General features: G+C 61.9%; 29 protein-coding genes and 1 tRNA gene. 29 read left to right on the plus strand and 1 reads right to left on the minus strand.

The window, feature by feature from the left end; all coding sequences use genetic code 11:
- Nucleotides 1–9 precede the first annotated feature (9 nt).
- From AWB70_RS32715 to tatC, 22 genes are all read left to right on the plus strand, one after another.
- Nucleotides 10–900: an MlaA family lipoprotein gene (locus AWB70_RS32715; RefSeq protein WP_014192427.1), complete on the plus strand. Its 891-nt coding sequence runs from the start codon at nt 10–12 to the stop codon at nt 898–900.
- Nucleotides 901–1024: 124 nt separating this feature from the next.
- A complete protein-coding gene (locus tag AWB70_RS32720; protein ID WP_014192426.1) occupies nt 1025–1654 on the plus strand; it encodes an MlaC/ttg2D family ABC transporter substrate-binding protein in 630 nt (209 codons plus the stop codon).
- Nucleotides 1651–1938, plus strand: coding sequence for an STAS domain-containing protein (locus AWB70_RS32725; RefSeq protein WP_082378078.1), 288 nt, complete (start codon nt 1651–1653; stop codon nt 1936–1938). Before AWB70_RS32720 ends, AWB70_RS32725 begins: the two co-directional genes overlap by 4 nt.
- Nucleotides 1939–2141: 203 nt before the next feature.
- Nucleotides 2142–3068, plus strand: a complete 927-nt coding sequence (locus AWB70_RS32730; protein WP_053568863.1) for an ABC transporter ATP-binding protein — start codon at nt 2142–2144, stop codon at nt 3066–3068.
- Nucleotides 3065–3820, plus strand: coding sequence for an ABC transporter permease (locus tag AWB70_RS32735; protein ID WP_014192423.1), 756 nt, complete (start codon nt 3065–3067; stop codon nt 3818–3820). The genes AWB70_RS32730 and AWB70_RS32735 overlap by 4 nt, the downstream gene beginning before the upstream one ends.
- 17 nt (nt 3821–3837) lie before the next feature.
- On the plus strand, nt 3838–4077 hold the full coding sequence (locus AWB70_RS32740) for a BolA family protein (RefSeq protein WP_014192422.1): 240 nt from the start codon (nt 3838–3840) through the stop codon (nt 4075–4077).
- Nucleotides 4078–4230: 153 nt separating this feature from the next.
- Complete coding sequence (gene murA / locus AWB70_RS32745; protein WP_014192421.1) at nt 4231–5502, plus strand: UDP-N-acetylglucosamine 1-carboxyvinyltransferase; 1272 nt, start codon at nt 4231–4233, stop codon at nt 5500–5502.
- Entirely contained in the window at nt 5499–6200 is a 702-nt protein-coding gene (gene hisG / locus AWB70_RS32750) for an ATP phosphoribosyltransferase (protein ID WP_014192420.1), read from the plus strand. The genes murA and hisG overlap by 4 nt, the downstream gene beginning before the upstream one ends.
- A gap of 46 nt (nt 6201–6246) precedes the next feature.
- Nucleotides 6247–7569, plus strand: coding sequence for a histidinol dehydrogenase (hisD, locus tag AWB70_RS32755; protein WP_053568862.1), 1323 nt, complete (start codon nt 6247–6249; stop codon nt 7567–7569).
- Between the two features lie 74 nt (nt 7570–7643).
- Nucleotides 7644–8717: a histidinol-phosphate transaminase gene (gene hisC / locus AWB70_RS32760; protein WP_053568861.1), complete on the plus strand. Its 1074-nt coding sequence runs from the start codon at nt 7644–7646 to the stop codon at nt 8715–8717.
- Between the two features lie 33 nt (nt 8718–8750).
- Nucleotides 8751–9338, plus strand: coding sequence for an imidazoleglycerol-phosphate dehydratase HisB (gene hisB / locus AWB70_RS32765; RefSeq protein WP_008344136.1), 588 nt, complete (start codon nt 8751–8753; stop codon nt 9336–9338).
- Nucleotides 9339–9386: 48 nt separating this feature from the next.
- Complete coding sequence (locus AWB70_RS32770) at nt 9387–10007, plus strand: YchE family NAAT transporter (RefSeq protein ID WP_014192417.1); 621 nt, start codon at nt 9387–9389, stop codon at nt 10005–10007.
- Complete coding sequence (gene hisH, locus AWB70_RS32775; protein WP_075644241.1) at nt 10004–10645, plus strand: imidazole glycerol phosphate synthase subunit HisH; 642 nt, start codon at nt 10004–10006, stop codon at nt 10643–10645. The genes AWB70_RS32770 and hisH overlap by 4 nt, the downstream gene beginning before the upstream one ends.
- A 148-nt stretch (nt 10646–10793) precedes the next feature.
- Nucleotides 10794–11546 (plus strand): 1-(5-phosphoribosyl)-5-[(5-phosphoribosylamino)methylideneamino]imidazole-4-carboxamide isomerase, encoded by a 753-nt coding sequence (gene hisA / locus AWB70_RS32780; RefSeq protein ID WP_014192415.1) that lies wholly within the window; start codon nt 10794–10796, stop codon nt 11544–11546.
- Between the two features lie 65 nt (nt 11547–11611).
- Nucleotides 11612–12385 (plus strand): imidazole glycerol phosphate synthase subunit HisF, encoded by a 774-nt coding sequence (hisF, locus tag AWB70_RS32785; protein ID WP_053568860.1) that lies wholly within the window; start codon nt 11612–11614, stop codon nt 12383–12385.
- A 4-nt stretch (nt 12386–12389) separates the two neighbouring features.
- Nucleotides 12390–12794 carry a phosphoribosyl-AMP cyclohydrolase gene (gene hisI / locus AWB70_RS32790; RefSeq protein WP_014192413.1) on the plus strand — a complete coding sequence of 135 codons (405 nt, stop codon included), beginning with the start codon at nt 12390–12392 and terminating at the stop codon, nt 12792–12794.
- Nucleotides 12791–13159 carry a phosphoribosyl-ATP diphosphatase gene (locus AWB70_RS32795; protein WP_014192412.1) on the plus strand — a complete coding sequence of 123 codons (369 nt, stop codon included), beginning with the start codon at nt 12791–12793 and terminating at the stop codon, nt 13157–13159. Before hisI ends, AWB70_RS32795 begins: the two co-directional genes overlap by 4 nt.
- Before the next feature lie 32 nt (nt 13160–13191).
- Nucleotides 13192–13584: a DUF4870 family protein gene (locus AWB70_RS32800; RefSeq protein WP_045451225.1), complete on the plus strand. Its 393-nt coding sequence runs from the start codon at nt 13192–13194 to the stop codon at nt 13582–13584.
- Between the two features lie 31 nt (nt 13585–13615).
- Nucleotides 13616–13978, plus strand: coding sequence for a histidine triad nucleotide-binding protein (locus AWB70_RS32805; RefSeq protein WP_041730702.1), 363 nt, complete (start codon nt 13616–13618; stop codon nt 13976–13978).
- Nucleotides 13979–14131: 153 nt separating this feature from the next.
- Complete coding sequence (gene tatA, locus AWB70_RS32810; protein ID WP_014192410.1) at nt 14132–14377, plus strand: Sec-independent protein translocase subunit TatA; 246 nt, start codon at nt 14132–14134, stop codon at nt 14375–14377.
- 36 nt (nt 14378–14413) lie between these two features.
- Nucleotides 14414–14944, plus strand: a complete 531-nt coding sequence (tatB, locus tag AWB70_RS32815; protein ID WP_053568859.1) for a Sec-independent protein translocase protein TatB — start codon at nt 14414–14416, stop codon at nt 14942–14944.
- A gap of 50 nt (nt 14945–14994) precedes the next feature.
- Entirely contained in the window at nt 14995–15771 is a 777-nt protein-coding gene (tatC, locus tag AWB70_RS32820; RefSeq protein WP_014192408.1) for a twin-arginine translocase subunit TatC, read from the plus strand.
- A 107-nt stretch (nt 15772–15878) separates the two neighbouring features.
- On the opposite strand, the gene AWB70_RS32825 is transcribed toward tatC, so the two are convergent.
- Nucleotides 15879–17102 (minus strand): S1C family serine protease, encoded by a 1224-nt coding sequence (locus tag AWB70_RS32825; protein WP_014192407.1) that lies wholly within the window; start codon nt 17100–17102, stop codon nt 15879–15881.
- A 20-nt stretch (nt 17103–17122) separates the two neighbouring features.
- On the opposite strand from AWB70_RS32825, the gene AWB70_RS32830 reads away from it, so the two are divergent.
- The 7 genes from AWB70_RS32830 (at nt 17123) to AWB70_RS32860 (ending at nt 22236) form a co-directional block, all read left to right on the plus strand.
- Nucleotides 17123–17869, plus strand: a complete 747-nt coding sequence (locus AWB70_RS32830) for a Nif3-like dinuclear metal center hexameric protein (protein WP_053568858.1) — start codon at nt 17123–17125, stop codon at nt 17867–17869.
- A gap of 218 nt (nt 17870–18087) precedes the next feature.
- On the plus strand, nt 18088–18708 hold the full coding sequence (gene petA / locus AWB70_RS32835; protein WP_041730699.1) for a ubiquinol-cytochrome c reductase iron-sulfur subunit: 621 nt from the start codon (nt 18088–18090) through the stop codon (nt 18706–18708).
- Nucleotides 18709–20091, plus strand: coding sequence for a cytochrome b (locus tag AWB70_RS32840; RefSeq protein ID WP_014192404.1), 1383 nt, complete (start codon nt 18709–18711; stop codon nt 20089–20091). It abuts the gene before it with no gap.
- 23 nt (nt 20092–20114) lie between these two features.
- Complete coding sequence (locus tag AWB70_RS32845) at nt 20115–20870, plus strand: cytochrome c1 (RefSeq protein WP_014192403.1); 756 nt, start codon at nt 20115–20117, stop codon at nt 20868–20870.
- Nucleotides 20871–20963: 93 nt separating this feature from the next.
- Nucleotides 20964–21575: a glutathione S-transferase N-terminal domain-containing protein gene (locus AWB70_RS32850; RefSeq protein ID WP_014192402.1), complete on the plus strand. Its 612-nt coding sequence runs from the start codon at nt 20964–20966 to the stop codon at nt 21573–21575.
- Between the two features lie 63 nt (nt 21576–21638).
- Nucleotides 21639–22142 (plus strand): ClpXP protease specificity-enhancing factor, encoded by a 504-nt coding sequence (locus AWB70_RS32855; protein WP_053568857.1) that lies wholly within the window; start codon nt 21639–21641, stop codon nt 22140–22142.
- Between the two features lie 18 nt (nt 22143–22160).
- Nucleotides 22161–22236 (plus strand) — tRNA-Thr (locus AWB70_RS32860).
- Nucleotides 22237–22645 lie beyond the last annotated feature (409 nt).

The following is a 22645-nucleotide window of genomic DNA, read 5'->3' on the forward strand; positions in this document are numbered from 1 at the left end:
AGAAGACACATGCAGGCGATGGGGATTCGGCGTGCAGTCCTCATGGCGAGCGTCGTTGCGCTCGCCGGTTGCGCGACGGTGACGACGCCCACCAAGGGCGACCCGTTCGAGAGCTACAACCGGACGATGTTCACGATCAACGACAAGGTTGATCAGTACGCGTTGAAGCCGGTGGCGCAGGGTTACGTGTGGGCCGTGCCGGAGCCGGTGCGCAACAGCGTGACCAACTTCTTCTCGAATATCGGCGACGTGTACATCGCCGCGAACAATCTGCTGCAATTGAAGATTGCGGACGGCGTGTCGGACATCATGCGCGTCGCGATCAATACGGTGTTCGGCGTCGGCGGCCTGTTCGACGTCGCGACGGTCGCGAAGCTGCCGAAGCACGCCGGCGATTTCGGCCTGACGCTCGGCCACTATGGGGTGCCGTCCGGTCCGTACCTCGTGCTGCCGCTGCTTGGGCCGAGCACGGTACGCGATTCCTCGGGTCTCGTCGTCGATTATTTCGGCAACCCGCTGACTTACGTGAGTCCGGATTCCGTGAGCTGGGCGCTGTATGGCGTGAATCTTATTAACGTGCGCGCGAATCTTCTGGGCGCAACCGATGTGCTCTCCGACGCCGCGCTCGACAAATATTCGTTCGTGCGCAATGCGTATTTGCAACGCCGTCAATATCTGATCAGCGGCGGCGATGACAACGCGCCGGATTACGGCGAAGCGCCGCTGCCGAATTACGGCGACGCGGACGGCGCGGCAGCACCGGAAGGCGCATCCGCGACGGCTCCGGTCGCGCCTGCCTCGGGCGCAGCGGCGCCCGCACCGGCGAGCGGGTCGGGCCATACGGTGCCGGGCAATCAGTATGTTCCGCCATCGGGCTTCCCTTCATTCCGCTTGCGTTGAGCGGGCTTTTCCTAACGCGCGGTAACATATCTAACGACATTTCTTACGCTTTGGCTGCTGTTCCGCCTGAACTCGCTTCAGGCGGCGCGCTCAAACCGAAGCCTCTACTTTTGCAGGATCTGTGATGAAAAAACTTTTGCTTCTTCCCCTCTTTGCGATGTTCATGGCGGTCTGCGGCGCGGCGTCCGCGCAAGCTGTCGATAGCAGCGCGCCTGACGTGCTGATCAAGACGGTGACGCAGCAAGTCCTCGACGAGATCAAGTCGGACAAGAAGATCCAGTCGGGCGACATTCAGAAGATCACTGAACTCGTCAACCAAAAGATCCTGCCGTACACCGACTTCACGCGCACGACGCGCCTCGTGATGGGCCGGAACTGGAATTCGGCCACGCCGGAACAGCAAAAGCAGATCGTCGAGCAATTCAAGATTCTGCTGATTCGCACGTACTCAGGCGCGCTTGCGCAGGTGCGCAACCAGACGGTTCAATACAAGCCGTTCCGCGCGAATCCGGACGACACCGACGTCGTGGTTCGCTCCGTCGTGATGAACAACGGTCAGCCGGTCGAGCTCGACTACCGCCTGTACAAGACGGCGCAAGGCTGGCGCGTGTACGACATCAACGTGCTCGGCGCGTGGCTGATCCAGGCGTATCAGCAGCAGTTCAACGAGCAGATCTCGCAGAACGGCGTGGGCGGTCTGCTGCAATTCCTGACGCAGCGTAACCAGCAACTCGCGGGCGCCAAGGCATCGTGAGCACGCCAGCCACCGGCGGCCGTTTCCAGACGGCCGCGACCCTGACCCACGAGAGCGCGAAGGCCGCGCTCGACGCGGGTCTGTCGCGCATCGCGGCAGGCGCGACCGAAGTCGATTGCGCGCCGCTCACGCAATTCGACTCTTCCGCGCTCGCCGTGCTGCTCGCATGGCAGCGCGCCGCATCCGCGCGCGGCGCTGCGTTCGGCGTCGTCAACCTTCCTTCCGGGCTTGCGAGTCTCGCGCGAGCCTACGGCGTCGATACGCTCCTCACCTTCCGACATTGATGCTGCTCTGACCGCAGCGCAGAAGGCGGCGACGCGCGCCGCCGCTGCAATCGGGATCACTCCGAAGTCGGCGTCAAGCGCTTTGTCCTATAATCAAACGTTTTTTTCGCGGCCGTACCCGGCCCTTTTTGTCTGAGCCGGGATCGTCACGCGAATCTCCGCACAATCGAGGCGCGGCCGTGCGAGGCGCGCGCACTGTCCACATGTCAGCGATAGAAATCCGAAACGTCAGGAAGCGCTACAAGGATCTCCAGGCGCTCAAAGGCGTGAGCCTCACGGTGGAAGAGGGCGAGTTCTTCGGCTTGCTCGGTCCCAACGGCGCGGGCAAAACCACGTTGATCAGCATTCTGGCCGGCCTTGCGCGCGCCGATAGCGGCACGATCTCCGTGCGCGGCCACGATGTCGTCAGCGACTTCCGGGCGGCGCGGCGCGCGCTCGGCGTCGTGCCGCAGGAGCTCGTCTTCGATCCGTTCTTCACCGTGCGCGAGTCGCTGCGCATCCAGTCGGGCTACTTCGGCTTGCGCAACAACGACGACTGGATCGACGAAGTGATGGCCAATCTCGATCTCACCGAGAAAGCCGACGTCAACACGCGCGCGCTTTCCGGCGGGATGAAGCGCCGCGTGCTCGTGGCGCAGGCGCTGGTGCATCGGCCGCCCGTGATCGTGCTCGACGAGCCCACCGCCGGCGTCGATGTCGAACTGCGCCAGACGCTCTGGAAGTTCATCTCGCGCCTGAATCGCGAAGGCCACACGATCGTGCTGACGACGCACTATCTGGAAGAAGCCGAATCGCTGTGCGACCGTCTCGCGATGCTTCGTCGCGGCGAAGTCGTGGCGCTGGAGCGCACGAGCGCGCTGTTGCAGCGGTTCTCGGGCATGCAGTTGTATTTGCGGCTGTCGAACGGCGCGCTGCCCGCCGAGCTGCGTTCGCTCGAAGTCGATCCGCACGCGGTATCGGGCACGCAGCACTTGTTGCGTCTCGCAACCTACGACGACGTCGAGCCGATTCTCGCGAAATGCCGCGCGGCCGGCTGCACGTTCGACGAAATCGAAGTGCGCAAGGCCGATCTCGAAGACGTATTCGTGCAGGTGATGAACGAGCCGGAAGTGGTCGAGGGACTTTCATGAGCGGTTTCCAGACGTTGTTCTACAAGGAGCTGCTGCGCTTCTGGAAGGTCTCGTTTCAGACCGTGCTCGCGCCGGTGGTCACGGCGCTGCTGTATCTCACCATCTTCGGTCACGCGCTGTCGGGGCACGTGCAGGTGTATCCGGGTGTCGGCTACACGAGCTTCCTCGTGCCGGGCCTGGTGATGATGAGCGTGCTGCAGAACGCGTTCGCGAACAGTTCGTCGTCGCTGATCCAGTCGAAGATCACGGGCAATCTCGTGTTCGTGCTGCTGCCGCCCATCGCGCACTGGGAAATGTTTTTCGCGTATGTGCTGGCGTCGGTCGTGCGCGGGCTGAGTGTCGGTCTCGGCGTGTTCATCGTGACGATATGGTTCATCCCGATGTCTTTTTCCGCGCCGTTCTACATCATTGCGTTCGCGATCCTCGGTTCGGGCATTCTCGGCACGCTCGGTTTGATCGCGGGCATCTGGGCGGACAAATTCGATCAGCTGGCCGCGTTTCAAAACTTCCTGATCATGCCGCTCACGTTTCTTTCCGGCGTGTTCTACTCGACGCATACGCTGCCGCCGCTGTGGCGCGCGGTGTCGCATCTGAATCCGTTCTTCTACATGATCGACGGCTTCCGTTACGGCTTTTTCGGCCTGTCCGACGTCAATCCGCTGGTGAGCCTCGGCATCGTCGGCGGATTTCTCGCGGTGCTGGCGTTGATCGCCGTGCGTTTGCTCGCGAGCGGCTACAAGCTGCGTCACTAATATTCAAGGAGACTTTCATGTTGCCGACTCCGGAGCAAGTGAAGGACTACATCGCCAAAGGTCTCGCCTGCCAGCATCTCGAAGTGGAAGGCGACGGCCAGCATTTTTTCGCGACCATCGTGAGCGACGCGTTCGTCGGCAAGCGGCTGATCGCGCGTCATCAACTGGTTTATGCGGCGCTCGGCGAGCGCATGCGCGAGGAGATTCATGCGCTCAGCATGAAAACCCTCACCCCCGACGAGTGGAAAGCGGCCTGAGTCCACCCGGCGAAGCCAATCAGGTCATACGACTCATCTTCAGCAACATCCGGCATCACCGGTAGACAAAGGCAGTAAAGAGTGCGATTCATTCAAGACAACGGCGGCGCCCAGAACGGCACCGCAGGCAGCTCGGTAGAAGGACAAGCAAGCATGGATAAACTGGTCATCACGGGGGGCGCGAAGCTCTCTGGCGAAATCACCGTCTCGGGCGCGAAGAACGCGGCTCTGCCCATTCTTTGCGCGAGCCTTCTCACCGCCGACGACGTCCATCTGTCGAACGTGCCGAATCTCCAGGACGTGCGCACGATGCTCAAGCTGCTGCGCCAGATGGGCGTGCAGTGCGAAGTGTCCGGCGACGGGCGCGTCACGCTGAATGCATCGAAGGTCGACAAGCTGGTCGCGCCATACGAAATGGTGAAGACCATGCGCGCGTCGATTCTCGTGCTCGGGCCGCTCGTCGCGCGCTTCGGCGAGGCGAAGGTGTCGCTGCCCGGCGGCTGCGCGATCGGCGCGCGTCCGGTCGATCAGCACATCAAGGGCCTGCAGGCGATGGGCGCCGAGATCAACATCGAGCACGGCTTCATCGAGGCGCGCGCGAAGCGTCTGAAGGGCGCGCGCATCATCACGGACATGATCACCGTTACCGGCACGGAAAATCTGCTGATGGCGGCGGTGCTGGCCGAAGGCGAAACGGTCATCGAGAATGCGGCGCGCGAGCCGGAAGTCTCCGACCTCGCGCATCTGCTCGTGAAGATGGGCGCGAAGATCGACGGCATCGGCACGGATCGTCTGGTGATTCAGGGCGTGGACAAGCTGCACGGCGCGAAACACGACGTCGTGCCGGACCGCATCGAGGCGGGCACGTTCCTGTGCGCGGTCGCGGCGGCGGGCGGCGATGTCATGCTGCGCCGTGTGAGCTCGCATCTGCTCGACGCCGTGACGGCCAAGCTGCGCGAAGCGGGCGTGAGCATCGAGGAAGGCGACGACTGGATGCGCGTGCGCATGAGCAAGCGCGCCGAAGCGGTGAACATCCGCACGTCGGAATATCCGGCGTTCCCGACCGACATGCAGGCCCAGTTCATGGCGCTCAACACGATCGCGAGCGGCACGTCGCAAGTCGTCGAGACGATCTTCGAGAACCGCTTCATGCACGTGCAGGAGCTGAACCGTCTGGGCGCGCGCATCACCATCGACGGCAACACCGCGCTCGTGTCGGGCGTCGAGATGCTCTCCGGCGCGAAAGTCATGGCGACGGATCTGCGCGCATCGGCAAGCCTCGTGATCGCGGCGATGTGCGCCGACGGCGAGACGCTCATCGACCGCATCTACCATCTGGACCGCGGTTACGACCGCATGGAAGCGAAGCTGACCGCCGTGGGCGCGAACGTACGCCGCATCAAGGGCAGCGGGAGCGAGCAATGAGTTCGCTGCCGCAGACGTCGTCGTCGGTGGAGCCGCGCGCTCCGCTCACGCTCGCGCTGTCGAAAGGGCGTATCTTCGAGGAAACGCTGCCGCTGCTCGCGGCGGCCGGCGTGCAGGTGGCCGAAGATCCGGAAAGCTCGCGCAAGCTGATTCTGCCGACCACGAACCCGAACCTGCGCGTGATCATCGTGCGCGCGACCGATGTCCCGACCTACGTCGAATACGGCGCGGCGGATTTCGGGGTCGCGGGCAAGGACGTGCTGATCGAGCACGGCGGCGGCGGCCTGTATCAGCCGATCGATCTGGACATCGCGCGTTGCCGGATGTCGGTGGCCGTGAAGGCCGGTTTCGATTACGCGAACGCGGTGCGCCAGGGCGCGCGCCTCAAGGTCGCGACGAAGTACACCGAGGTGGCGCGCCAGCATTTCGCGTCGAAAGGCGTGCACGTCGACCTGATCAAGCTGTACGGTTCGATGGAGCTCGCGCCGCTCGTCGGCCTGGCCGATGCAATCGTCGATCTGGTGAGCTCGGGCGGCACGCTGCGGGCGAATAACCTCGTCGAAGTCGAAGAGATCATGCAGATTTCGTCGCGCCTCGTCGTGAATCAGGCGGCGCTCAAGCTGAAGCGGGCGGCGCTCACGCCCTACCTCGACGCCTTCGAGCGCGCCACGGCCCAGAGAGCCGGCACAGGCAATTAGGCGAGCCGCACACCGCGGCGCGCCACAAGCAAAACGGAAAACCAGCATGTCCATCAAGATTCGCAAACTCGATTCCAGCACCGATGGTTTTCAAAAGGCGCTGCGCGCGGTCCTCGCATTCGAGGCGAGCGAAGACGAAGCGATCGAGCGCTCGGTCGCGCAGATTCTCGCCGACGTCAAAGCGCGCGGCGATGAGGCCGTGCTCGAGTACACCAACAAGTTCGATCGCCTGAAGGCTACGAGCGTCGCGGCGCTCGAACTGCCGCTGTCCGAAATGGAAGCCGCGCTCGAAGGGCTCGAACCCAAACGGCGCGCGGCGCTCGAAGCGGCGGCGGCGCGCGTGCGCGGTTATCACGAAAAGCAGCGTATCGAGTGCGGCAGCCATAGCTGGCACTACACCGAAGCAGACGGGACCGTGCTCGGCCAGAAGGTTACGCCGCTCGATCGCGCGGGCATCTACGTGCCGGGCGGCAAGGCGGCGTATCCGTCGTCGGTGCTGATGAATGCGATTCCGGCGCGCGTCGCGGGCGTGAAGGAAATCGTGATGGTCGTGCCGACGCCCGACGGCGTGAAGAATCCGCTCGTGCTCGCGGCGGCGCTGCTCGGCGGCGTGGATCGCGTGTTCACGATCGGCGGCGCGCAGGCCGTGGCCGCGCTCGCGTACGGCACGCAAACCGTGCCCGCCGTCGACAAGATCTGCGGCCCGGGCAATGCGTATGTCGCGTCGGCGAAGCGCCGCGTGTTCGGCACGGTCGGCATCGACATGATCGCCGGTCCGTCCGAAATCCTCGTGATTTGCGACGCCACCACCGATCCGCGCTGGGTCGCGATGGACCTCTTTTCGCAAGCGGAGCACGACGAGCTCGCGCAATCCATCCTGCTGTGCCCCGACGACAACTTCATTCAGCGCGTCGAAGATGCGATCGTCGAACTGCTGCCCGCGATGCCGCGCCGCGAAGTCATTCAGCGCTCCCTCGAAGATCGCGGTGCGCTCATCAAGGTGAAGGACATGGCCGAAGCGTGCGCGATCGCCAACGATATCGCGCCGGAGCATCTGGAGATTTCCGCGCTCGATCCGCATCAGTGGGCCTCGCAGATCCACAACGCGGGCGCGATGTTCCTCGGCCGCTATACGAGCGAAAGCCTCGGCGATTACTGCGCGGGCCCGAATCACGTGCTGCCTACGTCGCGTACGGCGCGGTTCTCGTCGCCGCTCGGCGTGTACGACTTCATGAAGCGTTCGAGCGTGATCGAAGTGAGCGCGGACGGCGCGCAGACGCTCGGCGAAATCGCGGCGGAACTGGCGTACGGCGAAGGCCTGCAGGCGCATGCGAAGAGTGCCGAATACCGAATGAAAAACATCGGCTGAGATAGAGCCGACTCCACGGAACGAGGCGGCCTGAGAGCCGCCATTGAAAACCGGCGGGAGAGCGCCGGGAAATCATGACGACAGCCCAAGACATCATTCGTCCCGACGTACTCGCGATGACGAGCTATCCCGTGCCCGATTCAACGGGCCTGATCAAGCTCGACGCGATGGAAAATCCCTACACGCTGCCCGCCGATCTCGCCGAACGTTTGGGCGCGCATCTCGCTGGCGTCGCGCTGAATCGGTATCCGGCGCCGCGTCCCGCGGAACTGCTCGCCAAGATCAAACGCGCGATGCACGTGCCCGACGCCTGCGACGTTTTGCTCGGCAACGGCTCCGACGAGTTGATCACCATGATGTCGGTCGCGTGCTCGACGCCGGGCGCGAAGGTCGTGGCGCCGGTGCCGGGCTTCGTGATGTACGAAATGTCGGCGAAGTTCGCGCACCTCGAGTTCATCGGCGTGCCGCTGAAGGCCGACTTCACGCTCGACGCCGATGCGCTCATCGCCGCCATCGACGAGCACGCGCCCGCGCTCGTCTACCTCGCGTATCCGAACAATCCGACCGGTACGCTCTACGACGACGCCGATATCGAACGCGTGATCGCGGCGGCGCGAAAAAGTCTCGTCGTGATCGACGAGGCGTATCAGCCGTTCGCGGAAAAGACCTGGATGCCGCGCGCGGCGGATTTCGACAACGTCGTCGTGATGCGCACCGTCTCGAAGCTCGGCCTCGCGGGCATCCGGCTAGGCTATATGGCCGGCCGGCCCGCGTGGATCATGCAGTTCGACAAGGTGCGCCCGCCCTACAACATCAACGTGCTGACGCAGGCCACCGCCGATTTCCTGCTCGATCACCTCGACGTGCTCGACGCGCAAGCAGCCGAACTGCGCGCGCAACGCACGAAACTCGCGCGCGACGTCGCCGCGCTGCCCGGCATGACCGTCTATCCGAGCGCGGGCAATTTCCTGCTCGTGCGCGTGCCGGACGCCGCCGTTGCTTTCGAAACCCTTCTGACTTCGCGGGTTTTGATAAAAAACGTGGGTAAAATGCATCCATTGCTCACTAACTGCGTTCGTTTGACGGTCGGCACGGCCGAGGAAAACGAGCAGATGGTCGCGGCGCTGAAAAAGCTCGCGCCGAACTGACCCCCACTTTTCGAAAAGTCTCAAGGAATCACCATGCGCATTGCGGAAGTCGTTCGCAACACCAGCGAAACGCAGATCCGTGTGAAGCTCGATCTGGACGGCACCGGCAAGCAGAAGCTCGCCACTGGCGTCCCGTTTCTCGATCACATGCTCGACCAGATTGCCCGTCACGGGCTCATCGATCTCGACATCGAAGCGCACGGCGACCTCCATATCGACGATCACCACACGGTCGAAGACACCGGCATCACGCTCGGAATGGCCATCGCGAAGGCCATCGGCGACCGCAAGGGCATTCGCCGCTACGGGCATTCGTATGTTCCGCTGGACGAGGCGCTGTCGCGCGTCGTGATCGATTTTTCCGGCCGGCCCGGGCTCGAATTCCATGTGCCGTTCACGCGCGCGCGTATCGGCACGTTCGACGTCGATCTCACCATCGAATTTTTCCGCGGCTTCGTGAATCACGCGGGCGTAACGCTGCACATCGACAACCTGCGGGGCATCAACGCGCATCATCAGGTCGAAACCGTGTTCAAGGCGTTCGGCCGCGCGCTGCGCATGGCGTGCGAAGTCGATGAACGCGCGGCGGGGCAGATTCCGTCGACCAAAGGCAGTCTCTGAACGGCGCTCGGCGCTTTCGCTGTTTCAAGCACGCGCGTCGGGATCACGATGGATCTGTTCAAGTCGTTCATATCGCTGCTCGCGCTGATCAACCCGATCGGCGCGATACCGTTTTTTCTCAGCCTGACCTCGCAGCAATCCGACATCGAGCGGCGCAACACGATTCGCGTCGCGTCCATTTCGGTGTTCTGCGTGATCGCCGTGACCGCGCTGCTCGGGCAGCAGATCATCGCGTTCTTCGGCATTTCGGTCGGGTCGTTCGAAGTGGGCGGCGGCATCATCATGCTGCTCATGGCGATCAGCATGTTGAACGCGCAGGTCGGCAACGCGCGCTCGACGCCGGAAGAACGCATGGAGGCCGAGGAGCGCAACAGCGTCGCGGTCGTGCCGCTCGCGATTCCGCTGCTTACCGGCCCCGGCTCGATCAGCACGGTGATCGTCTATGCGGCCAATGCGCAGCACTGGTATGACCGTTTCGGGCTCGTCGTGCTGGGCGCGATCATCGCGGGGCTGTGCTTCGGCGCGCTGAATCTCGCCGAGCCGATCGCCCGCGTGGTCGGGCGCACCGGGATCAATATCGGCACGCGTCTCATGGGTTTGATGTTGTCCGCGCTGGCGGTGGAGTTCATCGTCGACGGGTTGAAGGCCTTGATGCCATCTTTGAAATGAATACTTCGATTGCGATTGTTGATTACGGAATGGGCAACCTGCGCTCGGTCTACCAGGCGCTGAAAAAGGCTGCACCCGACGCGAACGTGGCGATCGTCGATCAGCCGCAGGGCATTCACGCCGCGGATCGCGTCGTGCTGCCGGGCCAGGGCGCGATGCGCGACTGCATGAGCCATCTCGCCGAATCCGGTCTGCAGGAAGCGGTGATGCAGGCGGCGCGCGAAAAGCCGATGCTCGGCGTGTGCGTCGGCGAGCAGATGCTCTTCGACTGGAGCGAGGAAGGCGACACGAAAGGCCTCGGCCTGCTGCCGGGCAAGGTCGTGCGCTTCCAGCTCGACGGTCTGCTTCAGGACGACGGCTCGCGCTTCAAGGTGCCGCAGATGGGCTGGAACCGCGTGCGCCAGACACAGGCGCATCCGATCTGGGACGGCGTCGCGGACGGCGCGTTCTTCTACTTCGTGCACAGCTATTACGTGGTGCCGGAGAATCCGGCGCACACATCCGGCGAAACCGTGTACGGTGGCGCATTCACATCGGCGGTGGCGCGCGACAATATCTTCGCGACCCAATTTCACCCCGAAAAGAGCGCGGATGCCGGATTGCGCCTGTACCGAAATTTCGTGCACTGGAACCCGTGAAACGGCGCGCCCGCTAGCGTTTTCGCCTATTACGACCGGCGCATGACCGTTGCAAGACTTGTACTACACTAGCGAGACGGCGCGAAGGGCGCGTAACACCGCGCGTGCGCCGTTTTGATCAACTCCACCCAGAAACTACGCGATACCTATGCTGCTCATTCCGGCCATCGATCTTAAGGACGGTCAGTGCGTGCGCCTCAAGCAGGGCGATATGGACCAGGCGACCATTTTTTCAGAAGATCCTGCGGCAATGGCCCGACATTGGGTCGATCGCGGCGCGAGACGACTGCATCTGGTCGATCTGAACGGCGCGTTTGCAGGAAAGCCGCGAAATGGCGATGCGATCCGCTCGATCATCGAAGAAGTGGGCAGCGAGATTCCCGTGCAGCTGGGCGGCGGCATCCGCGATCTGGAAACCATCGAGCGCTATCTGGACGACGGTTTGTCGTTCGTGATCATCGGCACCGCGGCGGTGAAGAATCCAGGCTTCCTGCGGGACGCGTGCAGCGCGTTCGGCGGGCATATCATCGTCGGGCTCGACGCGAAGGACGGCAAGGTCGCCACCGACGGCTGGAGCAAGCTGACGGGCCACGAAGTCGTGGATCTCGCCCGCAAGTTCGAGGACTATGGCTGCGAATCGATCATCTACACCGACATCGGGCGCGACGGGATGCTTCAGGGCATCAACATCGACGCGACCGTGCGCCTCGCGCAGGCGGTGAAGATTCCGGTGATCGCGAGCGGCGGGCTGTCGAACATCGCGGACATCGAATCGCTCTGCGAGGTCGAGGGCGAGGGCATCGAAGGCGTGATCTGCGGCCGCGCGATCTACTCCGGCGATCTCGATTTCACGGCCGCCCAGACGCGAGCCGACGCGCTGCGCGAACCGGACGGCGCTTAACTATTCTCGCGGCGCGAGCATGGCCGGGCACGCCCGGCTGCTTCTACTTCGTGACACCACAGAAAATGGCTCTCGCTAAACGCATCATTCCCTGTCTCGACGTGACCGCTGGCCGCGTCGTGAAGGGCGTCAATTTCGTCGAATTGCGCGACGCGGGCGATCCCGTCGAAATCGCGCGCCGCTACGACGATCAGGGCGCGGACGAACTCACCTTCCTCGACATCACCGCAACCTCTGATCAACGCGATCTGATTCTGCCGATCATCGAGTCGGTGGCGTCGCAGGTGTTCATTCCGCTGACGGTCGGCGGCGGCGTGCGCGCGGTCGAAGACGTACGGCGGCTGCTCAACGCGGGCGCGGACAAGATCAGCATGAATTCGTCGGCGGTTGCGAATCCGCAGCTCGTGCGCGACGCGTCGGACAAGCACGGTTCGCAATGCATCGTCGTCGCGATCGACGCCAAGCGCGTGTCGGGCGAAGGCGAAACGCCGCGCTGGGAAGTCTTCACGCACGGCGGCCGCAAGGCGACCGGCATCGATGCGATCGAGTGGGCGCGCAAGATGGCCGAATACGGCGCGGGCGAAATCCTGCTCACCAGCATGGACCGCGACGGTACAAAATCGGGCTTCGATCTTGCCCTGACGCGCGCCGTGTCGGACGCGGTGCCCGTGCCGGTGATCGCGTCGGGCGGCGTCGGGTCCCTCCAGCATCTGGCGGACGGCATCGTCGAAGGTCACGCGGACGCGGTGCTCGCCGCGAGCATCTTCCACTATGGCGAGCACACGGTCGGCGAAGCCAAGCGCTTCATGGCCGATCACGGCATTTCGGTGAGGACGTAAGCCGATGAACGCAGAAGCCGGCTGGCTCGACAAAGTGAAGTGGGACGCGAACGGCCTCGTGCCGGTGATCGCGCAGGAACACACGACCAACGACGTGCTGATGTTCGCGTGGATGAATCGCGAGGCGCTCGCGAAAACCATCGAACTGAAACGCGCGGTGTATTTTTCACGCTCGCGCCAGCGCCTGTGGTTCAAGGGCGAGGAATCGGGCCACGTGCAGCACGTGCACGACGTGCGCCTCGATTGCGACGAAGACGTCGTGCTGCTCAAGGTCGAACAGGTATCGGGTATCGCGTGCCACACGGGGCGCCATTCCTGCTTTTTCCAGAAATTCGAAGGCACGGCCGAGAGCGGCGAGTGGGTCGCGGTCGAACCCGTGCTGAAAGACCCAGAAAGCATCTACAAATGACGCAAGACACCACGCTGGACACGCTGTTGCGACTCGCTTCCATCATCGACAGCCGCAAGGGCGGCGATCCGGAACAATCCTACGTTTCTCGACTCTTTCATAAAGGTGACGACGCGATCCTGAAGAAGATCGGCGAGGAAGCGACGGAAGTCGTGCTCGCCGCGAAGGACGCGCGTCACGGCGGCGCACCGAAGGCATTGGTCAGCGAGGTCGCCGATTTGTGGTTTCATTGTCTCGTGACGCTGTCGCATTTCGATCTGAGTCCCGCCGACGTCATCGCCGAACTCGAACGTCGCGAAGGCTTGTCGGGAATCGAAGAGAAAGCGCTGCGCAAGTCGCGCGAGCGCGAGCAGAACGGCGGCTGACGAGCGTCTCGCATTTGCGAAGGAGGTCAAGCATGAACCGGCCATACGAACCCTATCCGCCTGTCATTCAGAATTCGACCGATCCGGAACGTCTGCGCAATATTCGCACGTTTACCCATGTGCTTTATGCGCTGTACGCCGTCTATTGGCTGACGGGCGGGCTCACCGGCCTCGTCGCCATCATCCTCAACTACGTCAAGCGCAGTGATGCCGTCGGCACACCGTGCGAAGATCATTTCACGTGGCAGATCCGCACGTTCTGGTGGTCGCTGCTCGGGCACGTCGTCGGTTTCGCCTTGATCTGGGTGCTCGGCCTCGGCTTTCTGGTCATCGGTGCGACCTGGATCTGGACGCTTTATCGGATCATCAAGGGCTGGCTGTTCCTCTACGAGGGCAAGACGCTCGACGCGACCGCGTGGTTCTAATCACATCCGACAACGAAAAACCGTCAAGTCCATGAGCCAAGACACCTGTATTTTTTGCCGGATCGCTTCCGGACAGCTTCCGAGCACAAAAGTCTACGAAGACGACGAATTTGTCGCGTTCAACGACATCAATCCCGCTGCGCCGGTGCACGTGCTGGTGATTCCGCGGAAGCATATTGAAACACTTTCTCATTGCACAGAAAGTGACAGTCCGCTGCTTGGTAGAATGGTGAGTCTCGTCGGAAGGTTGGCGAAAGACCTGGGTGTGTCCTACACGGGGGGCGACACGGGTTTTCGCACGGTAATTAATACCGGACCGGGCGGCGGGCAGGAGGTGTATCACATCCACGCGCATTTGTTAGCCGGCGAGCGCCCGTGGCGCCGAATGGGGTAAGCCGCATTCTTTGTCGGCATTCTCCTTTCCAATGAAATATTGGGCGAGCAGAATCGATAGTTGAAGCTGAGGCGATCTGCCTCGGCTCGGTCGAAAGGCCGATCTTCCGTCCCCGGTACCCAATTCGGGGCGGAATCACGGAGAGTTTTCATCATGGGTTCGTTAAGCATTTGGCATTGGTTGATCGTTCTGTTGATCGTGGCGCTCGTCTTCGGCACGAAGAAGTTGCGCAATATCGGCGGCGATCTGGGCGGCGCGGTGAAGGGTTTCAAAGACGGCATGCGCGAAGGCGAAACGCCGGCCGATCGGGCGAACGCAGCCGACCAGCGCGAACTGCCGCGTAACGGCGCGGTGGACGTCGAGGCGAAGGACAAGTCCCGCTCGGGCGACTACCGTTAATTCGGCCGCCGACCGCAACCATCCACTTCTCGTTCAATGCTCGATCTCGGTCTGACCAAAATGGCGGTCATCGGCGTCGTGGCGCTGGTGGTCCTCGGGCCGGAGCGCCTGCCGGGTGTCGCGCGCACGGCGGGTGCGCTCTTTGGGCGCGCTCAGCGCTACATCAACGACGTCAAGTCGGAAGTCGCGCGCGAAATGGAACTCGATGAGCTGAAGAAAATGCGCACCGAGTTCGAAACCGCGGCGACGAACGTACAGTCGTCGATTCACGACACGCTCAAGCGCCACGAGTCGGAGTTGAACGATGCGTTCAAGGAAGGCTCGTCGGTCACACCGAGCATTGCGGGCGGCGAGGCGGATTTCGCCGGCAGCGCCGCATCGGACAAGCCTTGGGCCAGCACATCGACCTCGACGCCGGTGAAGCGCAAGAACTGGCGCGTCAAGCAAAGCGCGCTGCCCAACTGGTACAAGCGCACGACCGCGCGCCGCACGCGGGTTCAGTCGGGCGCGGCGCGCGTCGCGCGTCACACGCCCGCCACGTTGCGCCGCCAGACGAAGTTCTTTTGAGCGAGCCGCGCTTCCATCCCATTTCCTTCCATGAATAACCGAGGGCCGGCGTGAGCGACCCGCAATTACCCAAAGAAGAGCCCGTCGAAGAGACGTTCATATCGCATCTGGTCGAATTGCGCGACCGCATCATTCGCGCGGGCGCCGCGGTTATCGTCGTGTTCGTCTCGCTGGTGTACTGGGCGCCGGACATCTTCAAGCTGCTGGCCCGCCCGCTGATGCAGAACCTGCCGGCCGACGGCAAGATGATCGTCACCGACGTCACCGGCTCGTTCTTCGTGCCGATGAAGGTCACGATGCTCGTCGCGTTCGTCATCGCGCTGCCGATCGTGCTGTATCAGATCTGGGCGTTCGTCGCGCCGGGCTTGTATCAGCACGAAAAGAAGCTCGTCGCGCCGCTCGTGTTCAGCAGCTATTCGCTGTTCCTGTGCGGCATGGCGTTCGCGTATTTCGTCGTGTTCCCGACGATCTTCCGCGTGATGGCGCACTACAACGCGCCGCTCGGCGCGGAAATGACGACGGATATCGACAATTACCTGAGCTTCGTCCTGACGATGTTCATCGCGTTCGGCGTGACCTTCGAAGTGCCGATCGTCGTCGTGCTGCTCGCGCGCATGGGCGTCGTGTCGATCGCGAAGTTGAAGCAGGTCCGTCCTTACGTGATCGTCGGCGCGTTTGTCATTTCGGCGGTCGTCACGCCGCCCGATGTTTTCTCGCAGCTCATTCTCGCGATTCCGCTCGTGATTCTTTATGAGCTGGGCATCATCGCGGCGCGGCTGGTGGTCGGCAAGGAAGCGATCAAGAGCGGGGAAGCCGCGGCGGAATAGCGGCTTTGGGTGCGGCGAATCGTCGCGCCGAACGGTATGAATTCGGCATGAAAAAAGGCAGCTTCGAGCGATCGAAGCTGCCTTTTTGTTTTACCGGACTCGCGGGGTTACTCGTCGTTCTGGTCGCCCTGATCGCCGTCGTCTTCCGGCATCTGCGGTGCGCGCGGCGGCGCGGGACGCTTGCCGATCATCACGTTGACGTCGAGCTCCTTGTTCTTGCGCATCAGATGAACCTTCACCGACGTGCCCGGCTTGATCTGCGCTACGACGTTCAGAAGACGCGTCGTATCGGTGATCGTGTCGTCGTTGATGGACACGAGGATATCGCCCGGCTTGATGCCTGCCTTGTCCGCCGGGCCGCCTTGCAGCACGCCCGCGACGATCGCGCCGGATTTCTGGTCCAGCCCGAACGATTCGGCGATTTCCGGCGTCACGTCCTGCGGTTCCACGCCGATCCAGCCGCGCGTCACCGTGCCGGTCGTAATGATGCTCTCCAGCACGCTGCGCGCGGTCGACACGGGAATCGCGAAGCCGATGCCGAGCGAGCCGCCGCTGCGCGAATAAATCGCGGTGTTGATGCCGAGGAGGTTGCCGTTCACGTCCACCAGTGCGCCGCCGGAGTTGCCGGGGTTGATGGCGGCGTCGGTCTGGATGAAGTTTTCGAACGTGTTGATGCCGAGGTGATTGCGCCCGAGCGCGCTCACGATGCCCATCGTGACCGTCTGGCCGACGCCGAACGGATTGCCGATCGCGAGCACGACATCGCCCACGCGCGTCTGATCCATTCGCCCGAGCGTGATGCTCGGCAGGTTGGTCATGTTGATCTTGAGCACGGCGAGGTCGGTTTCGGGATCGACGCCGATCACCTTGGCGCTCGACGTGCGGCCATCGGCCAGGGCGACTTCGATTTGATCCGCACCGTCGACTACATGCTGGTTCGTTAGAATGTAACCTTCCGAGCTGACGATGACACCGGAGCCGAGATTCGACGCCGGCGGCTCGTCGCTCTTGCGCTTGTTCTTGTCACCGAAGAAGTAGCGGAATAGCGGGTCTTTCGCACGCGGATCGGGCGGCAGATTGCCGTCCTTGCTGGAGAACACGTTCACAACGGCCGGCATCGCCTTTTGCGCGCCTTCCGAAAAGGACGACTGGAGCGGTCGCGAGCCTATGCTCGGCGCCACTTCCTGCAACGCGACGATCGGCTCGGCAAGCTGCTTGCCGAATTGACCTTGACGTTGAAGCCACTGCGGTTTCAAGGTCGCGATGATGAACATCAGGGCCAAAAGCACGGTGACCGCTTGGGCAAAAAATAGCCAGAAGCGTCTAAGCATTTGAAGGGATAGAGGATTTCATGGATCGGATCGAACTCGAATTGTATCTGAACAATCTGCTGGAAATCGGCCGCTTCAAGGACTATTGCCCTAATGGCCTGCAGGTTGAAGGCGCGCGCCGCGTGCGGAAGATCGCGACCGGCGTGACAGCATCGCTCGCCTTTCTGGAAGCCGCGGCGGAGTGGGGCGCGGACACCGTGCTCGTGCATCACGGCTACTTCTGGCGCAACGAAGCGCCGCAGATTACCGGGCGTAAGCATCGGCGGTTGCGCACGCTGATTGCGAACGACATCAATCTTTTCGCTTACCATCTCCCGCTTGATTCACATCCGGAACTGGGCAACAACGCGCAGATCGGCGCGCGGCTCGGGTTGATCGCGGACAGCCGTTTCGCCGATCAGGATCTCGGCTGGGTCGCGACGCTCGGCATGCCGCTTCCGCTCGAACACTTCAGCGCGATGGTCGAGAACGCGCTCGGCCGCAAGCCGCTCGTGTTCGGCGATACGGACAAGGAACTCCGGCGCGTGGCGTGGTGCACGGGCGGCGCGCAAGGTTACTTCGAAGACGCCATCGCGGCCGGCGCGGACGTGTATCTCAGCGGCGAAGTCTCCGAGCAGACCATGCATATCGCGGCGGAATCGGGTGTCGCGTACATCGCGGCCGGACATCACGCGACGGAGCGCTACGGCGTGCAGGCAGTGGGCGCGCATCTGTCCGAGCAATTCGATCTCGAACATGTTTTTATCGATATCGATAATCCGGTTTAATGCACTATTAAGGCCTGTCGGCGATTATTGCCGTGTGCGGCTGGCTTAAATGAACGTTTCACGAGATTGCGCGAAAAACGTGGGGAAAACCCTGAAGCATCAATCACTTCGAGTGATTTTTGCTATTCGGCCCTTGTAAATGCCAACTCCATTCGCGCACACTAGCGGCGGAACGACTGATGTGACGGTATAAATCCAACTCAGAAGTGGGGCGTGTGATGCGAGACAAGGAAGAAAAACGCGTCGACGGCGGCCGCCGTACCTGGCTGATTGCGACGACCGTAACAGGTGGTATCGGAGGTGTGGCGACGCTGGTTCCGTTCGTAGGTTCGTTTGCGCCGTCCGCGAAGGCCAAGGCGGCGGGCGCGCCGGTCGAGGTCGATATCAGCGGACTCAAGCCCGGCGACATGATGACGGTCGCCTGGCGCGGCAAGCCGGTGTGGATCGTGAACCGCACCGACGAGATGCTGGCCGACGTCAAGAAGGCCGACAACGAAGTGGCCGACCCGCAGTCGAAGATGGAATTTTCGATGCCGTTGCCGGAGTACTGCAACAACGAGTTCCGGTCGCGCGCCGATCACAAGAACATTTTCGTGGCGGTTGCCGTGTGCACGCATCTGGGCTGCACGCCGACGCCGCGCTTCACCGAAGGTCCTCAACCCAATCTCCCCGATAACTGGCCGGGCGGCTTCCTGTGCCCGTGCCACGGCTCGACCTACGACATGGCCGGCCGCGTCTTCAAGAACAAGCCCGCGCCGCAGAACCTGGACATTCCTCCGTTCATGTTCACCTCCGCGACGCAACTCGTGATCGGCAAGGACGAAAAGGGAGAGGCGTAAATGGCGACCGCAGAAAAGGAAGTCGAGACGACGGGGCTGGTCGGCTGGATCGACCGCCGGTTCCCGATGACGTCGACGTGGAAGAAACACGTATCCGAATACTACGCGCCGAAGAACTTCAACTTCTGGTACTTCTTCGGCTCGCTCGCGCTGCTGGTGCTAGTAAATCAGATCGTCACTGGCATTTTCCTGACGATGAACTACAAGCCCGACGCGACGCTCGCGTTCGCATCGGTCGAGTACATCATGCGCGAGGTGCCGTGGGGCTGGCTCATCCGCTACATGCACTCCACGGGCGCGTCGATGTTCTTCGTGGTCGTCTATCTGCACATGTTCCGCGGGCTGATGTACGGGTCGTACCGCAAGCCGCGCGAGCTCGTGTGGATTTTCGGCTGCGCGATCTTCCTGTGCCTCATGGCCGAAGCGTTCTTCGGCTATCTGCTGCCGTGGGGGCAGATGTCGTTCTGGGGCGCGCAGGTGATCGTGAACCTGTTCTCGGCGATTCCGTTCATCGGGCCGGATCTGTCGCTGTGGATTCGCGGCGACTATGTTGTGTCGGACGTGACGCTGAACCGCTTCTTCGCGTTCCACGTGATCGCGATTCCGCTGGTGCTGATCGGCCTCGTGGTCGCGCATCTGGTCGCGCTGCATGAGGTCGGCTCGAACAATCCGGACGGCATCGAGATCAAGGCGAAGAAGGACGCGAACGGCATTCCGCTCGACGGCATTCCGTTTCACCCGTACTACTCGGTGCACGACTTCATGGGCGTGTGCGTGTTCCTGCTGATCTTCGCGGCGATCATTTTCTTCGCGCCGGAGATGGGCGGTTACTTCCTTGAAGCGAACAACTTCGTGCCGGCGAATCCGCTGCAAACGCCGCCGGAAATCGCGCCGGTGTGGTACTTCACGGCGTTCTACGCGATGCTCCGCGCGACCACCGATCCGTTCAAGATCGTGCTGATGATCGTGATCGCGGCGCTCGCGCTGCTCGCGCTTTTGCGCGCGCGCGGCAAGTGGCGTCTCGGCCTGCCGGTGCTCGCGGTGCTCGTGCTGATTTTCATGGCGCTGACGGAGTCGAAGTTCTGGGGCGTGGTCGTGATGGGCACGGCGGTCGTTTCGCTGTTCTTCCTGCCGTGGCTGGACAGGAGCCCGGTGAAGTCGATTCGTTACCGGCCGCTTTTCCATAAAGTCTTCTATGCGATTTTCGTGTTCGCGTTCCTGTTGCTCGGATTCCTCGGCACGCGACCGCCATCGCCAGCCGCGACGCTGATCGCGCAGATATGCGCGCTGATCTACTTCGCATTCTTCCTCGGCATGCCTTTCTGGACGCCGCGCGGCAAGTTCAAGACGCCGCCTGAGCGCGTGCACTACAAACCTCACTGAGCGCACGTCCGGAGACAAATACGATGAAAAAATGGCTCTCTACAATATCGATGATCGCCGCGGTGCTGTTCGCGTTCGCGGCGGCGCCCGTGCACGCGGAGGAAGAAGCGGTGCTCGATCGTGCGCCCGATAGCTCGGACAATCTCGCGTCCTTGCAGCACGGCGCTCAAATCTTTGTAAACTACTGCCTGAACTGCCACAGTGCGAATTTGATGCGGTACAACCGGCTGACCGATATCGGCATCAGCGAAAAGCAGATCCAGGAAAATCTGCTGTTTTCGACCGACAAGGTCGGCAACACGATGTCGATCGCGATGCGCCCGGAAGACGCGAAGGCGTGGTTCGGCGCATCGCCGCCGGATTTGTCGGTGGAAGCGCGGGCGCGCGGCAAGGACTGGCTCTATACGTATTTGCGGAGTTTCTACCGGGATCCGGCGCGGCCGACCGGCTGGAACAATCGCGTGTACGAAAATGTCGGGATGCCGCATGTGCTGTGGACGCTTCAGGGTATCCGCGATGCCAAATTCGAGACGGATACGGACGAGCACACCGGCGAAAAGGTAAGAAGATTCGTGGGTTACACTCAGGTTACACCTGGTGCCATGTCATCCGTGGATTATGATTCAAGTGTAGCCGATCTCGTTTCGTACATGTCGTGGATGTCGGAACCCGCGCAGCAGACGCGCAAGCGGCTCGGCGTCTGGGTTCTGCTGTTCCTGGCGCTCTTGAGTTTCCTCGCGTGGCGCCTGAACGCGGCATACTGGAAAGATATCAAATAGCGCGCCCTCGACGGCGTGGGTCGGCGCGACGGCGTTCCCCGGAAGGGAGCGCCGCGGCCGGCCCTTCGAGTTTACTGAAGGAACTTTAAAAACATGATGGTTCTGTATTCCGGCACTACTTGCCCCTTCTCCCAGCGCTGCCGGCTGGTGTTGTTCGAAAAGGGCATGGATTTCGAGATCCGCGACGTCGATCTGTTCAACAAGCCGGAAGACATCGCGGTAATGAACCCTTACGGACAGGTGCCGATTCTCGTCGAGCGTGACCTGATCCTGTACGAGTCGAATATCATCAACGAATATATCGACGAGCGCTTCCCGCATCCGCAACTCATGCCGGCAGATCCGGTGCAGCGCGCCCGCGCGCGCCTGTTCCTGCTGAACTTCGAGAAGGAACTGTTCGTTCATGTCGGCACGCTCGAGAACGAGAAGGGCAAGGCCGCCGAGAAGAATCACGAGAAAGCGCGTGGCGCGATCCGCGATCGCCTCACGCAGCTTGCGCCGATCTTCCTGAAGAACAAGTACATGCTGGGCGAAGAGTTTTCGATGCTCGACGTCGCGATCGCGCCGCTCCTGTGGCGTCTGGATCACTATGGCATCGAGTTGTCGAAGAATGCGGCGCCGTTGATGAAGTACGCCGAGCGGATCTTCAGCCGCCCGGCTTATATTGAAGCGCTGACGCCTTCCGAGAAGGTGATGCGTCGATAGTTTGCATGCGTTGGGAGGCGGCTGCGCCGTTTCGCGCGGTCGCGTTCCGACAGAGGAAAGTTGATGCAAGAGATTTCCACCAAGCCGTATTTGTTGCGCGCGCTGTATGAGTGGTGCACGGACAATGGCTTTACGCCCCACATCGCCGTGCGCGTCGATGCGGCCACGCGCGTGCCGCGACAGTTCGTGCGCAACGACGAGATCGTGTTGAACATCAGTTTCGAGGCGACGAGCCAACTGCAGATGGGCAACGAGTGGATCGAGTTCAGCGCGCGCTTTTCGGGCAAGTCCCACAAGATCGAAGTGCAGGTTGCAAACGTGCTCGCCATTTATGCGCGCGAGAACGGACAGGGCATGGCGTTCCCGGTCGAGCCGGCCTCGCATTCGGGCGCGGATCTGGGGAGCGCCCCCGTTGGTTCGCGGCCGGTCGAGCGTGATCGGCAGATCGAGGAGTCGGCTGCCGGACCGGCGGATTCCGGTTCAGCCGCACAGGATGACTCTCAGGAGAACGCCGAGGACGATCCTTCGAAATCGCCCGCGAGGTCTCACCTGAAAGTCGTCAAATGAAGTAGAATCTCGTGCTTCGCCGGCTTAGCTCATCTGGTAGAGCAGTTGATTTGTAATCATCAGGTGGCGGGTTCGAGTCCTGCAGCCGGCACCAAGACTGATGTCGACGGGTCGTGCGATGTTTGCACGACCCGTTTGCTTTACGGTCGGTAGGAAGATGTAGATAGTCGGCAAGAAAACTTCGAAATTCTTGTTGACAGTAACCGAAGCGGTGTTCATAATCTCGTTTCTCTGCTGCAGACAACGCAGCGACGCAAGACGGTGGTGAGGTTGGATGTCTTGCGATGTGCTCTTTAAAAACTAACAGCCGATAAGTGTGGGCGCTTGATAGCGAGTGCGGCTGGTCTTTCGGGATCAGTCATAGCAAAAGTATCAAGAGTCTCACACGAAGTATCAGAGGAAGGTTTTTCTGTTTTAGAACAGGATAATCATCGTCAGTACGTTGAGTGAGCGACCGGTTCTTAACGGAACCGAAAACAGTAACAGGTTTGAACTGAAGAGTT

The sequence above is a fragment of the Caballeronia cordobensis genome (genome assembly GCF_001544575.2).
Classification (GTDB): domain Bacteria; phylum Pseudomonadota; class Gammaproteobacteria; order Burkholderiales; family Burkholderiaceae; genus Caballeronia; species Caballeronia cordobensis.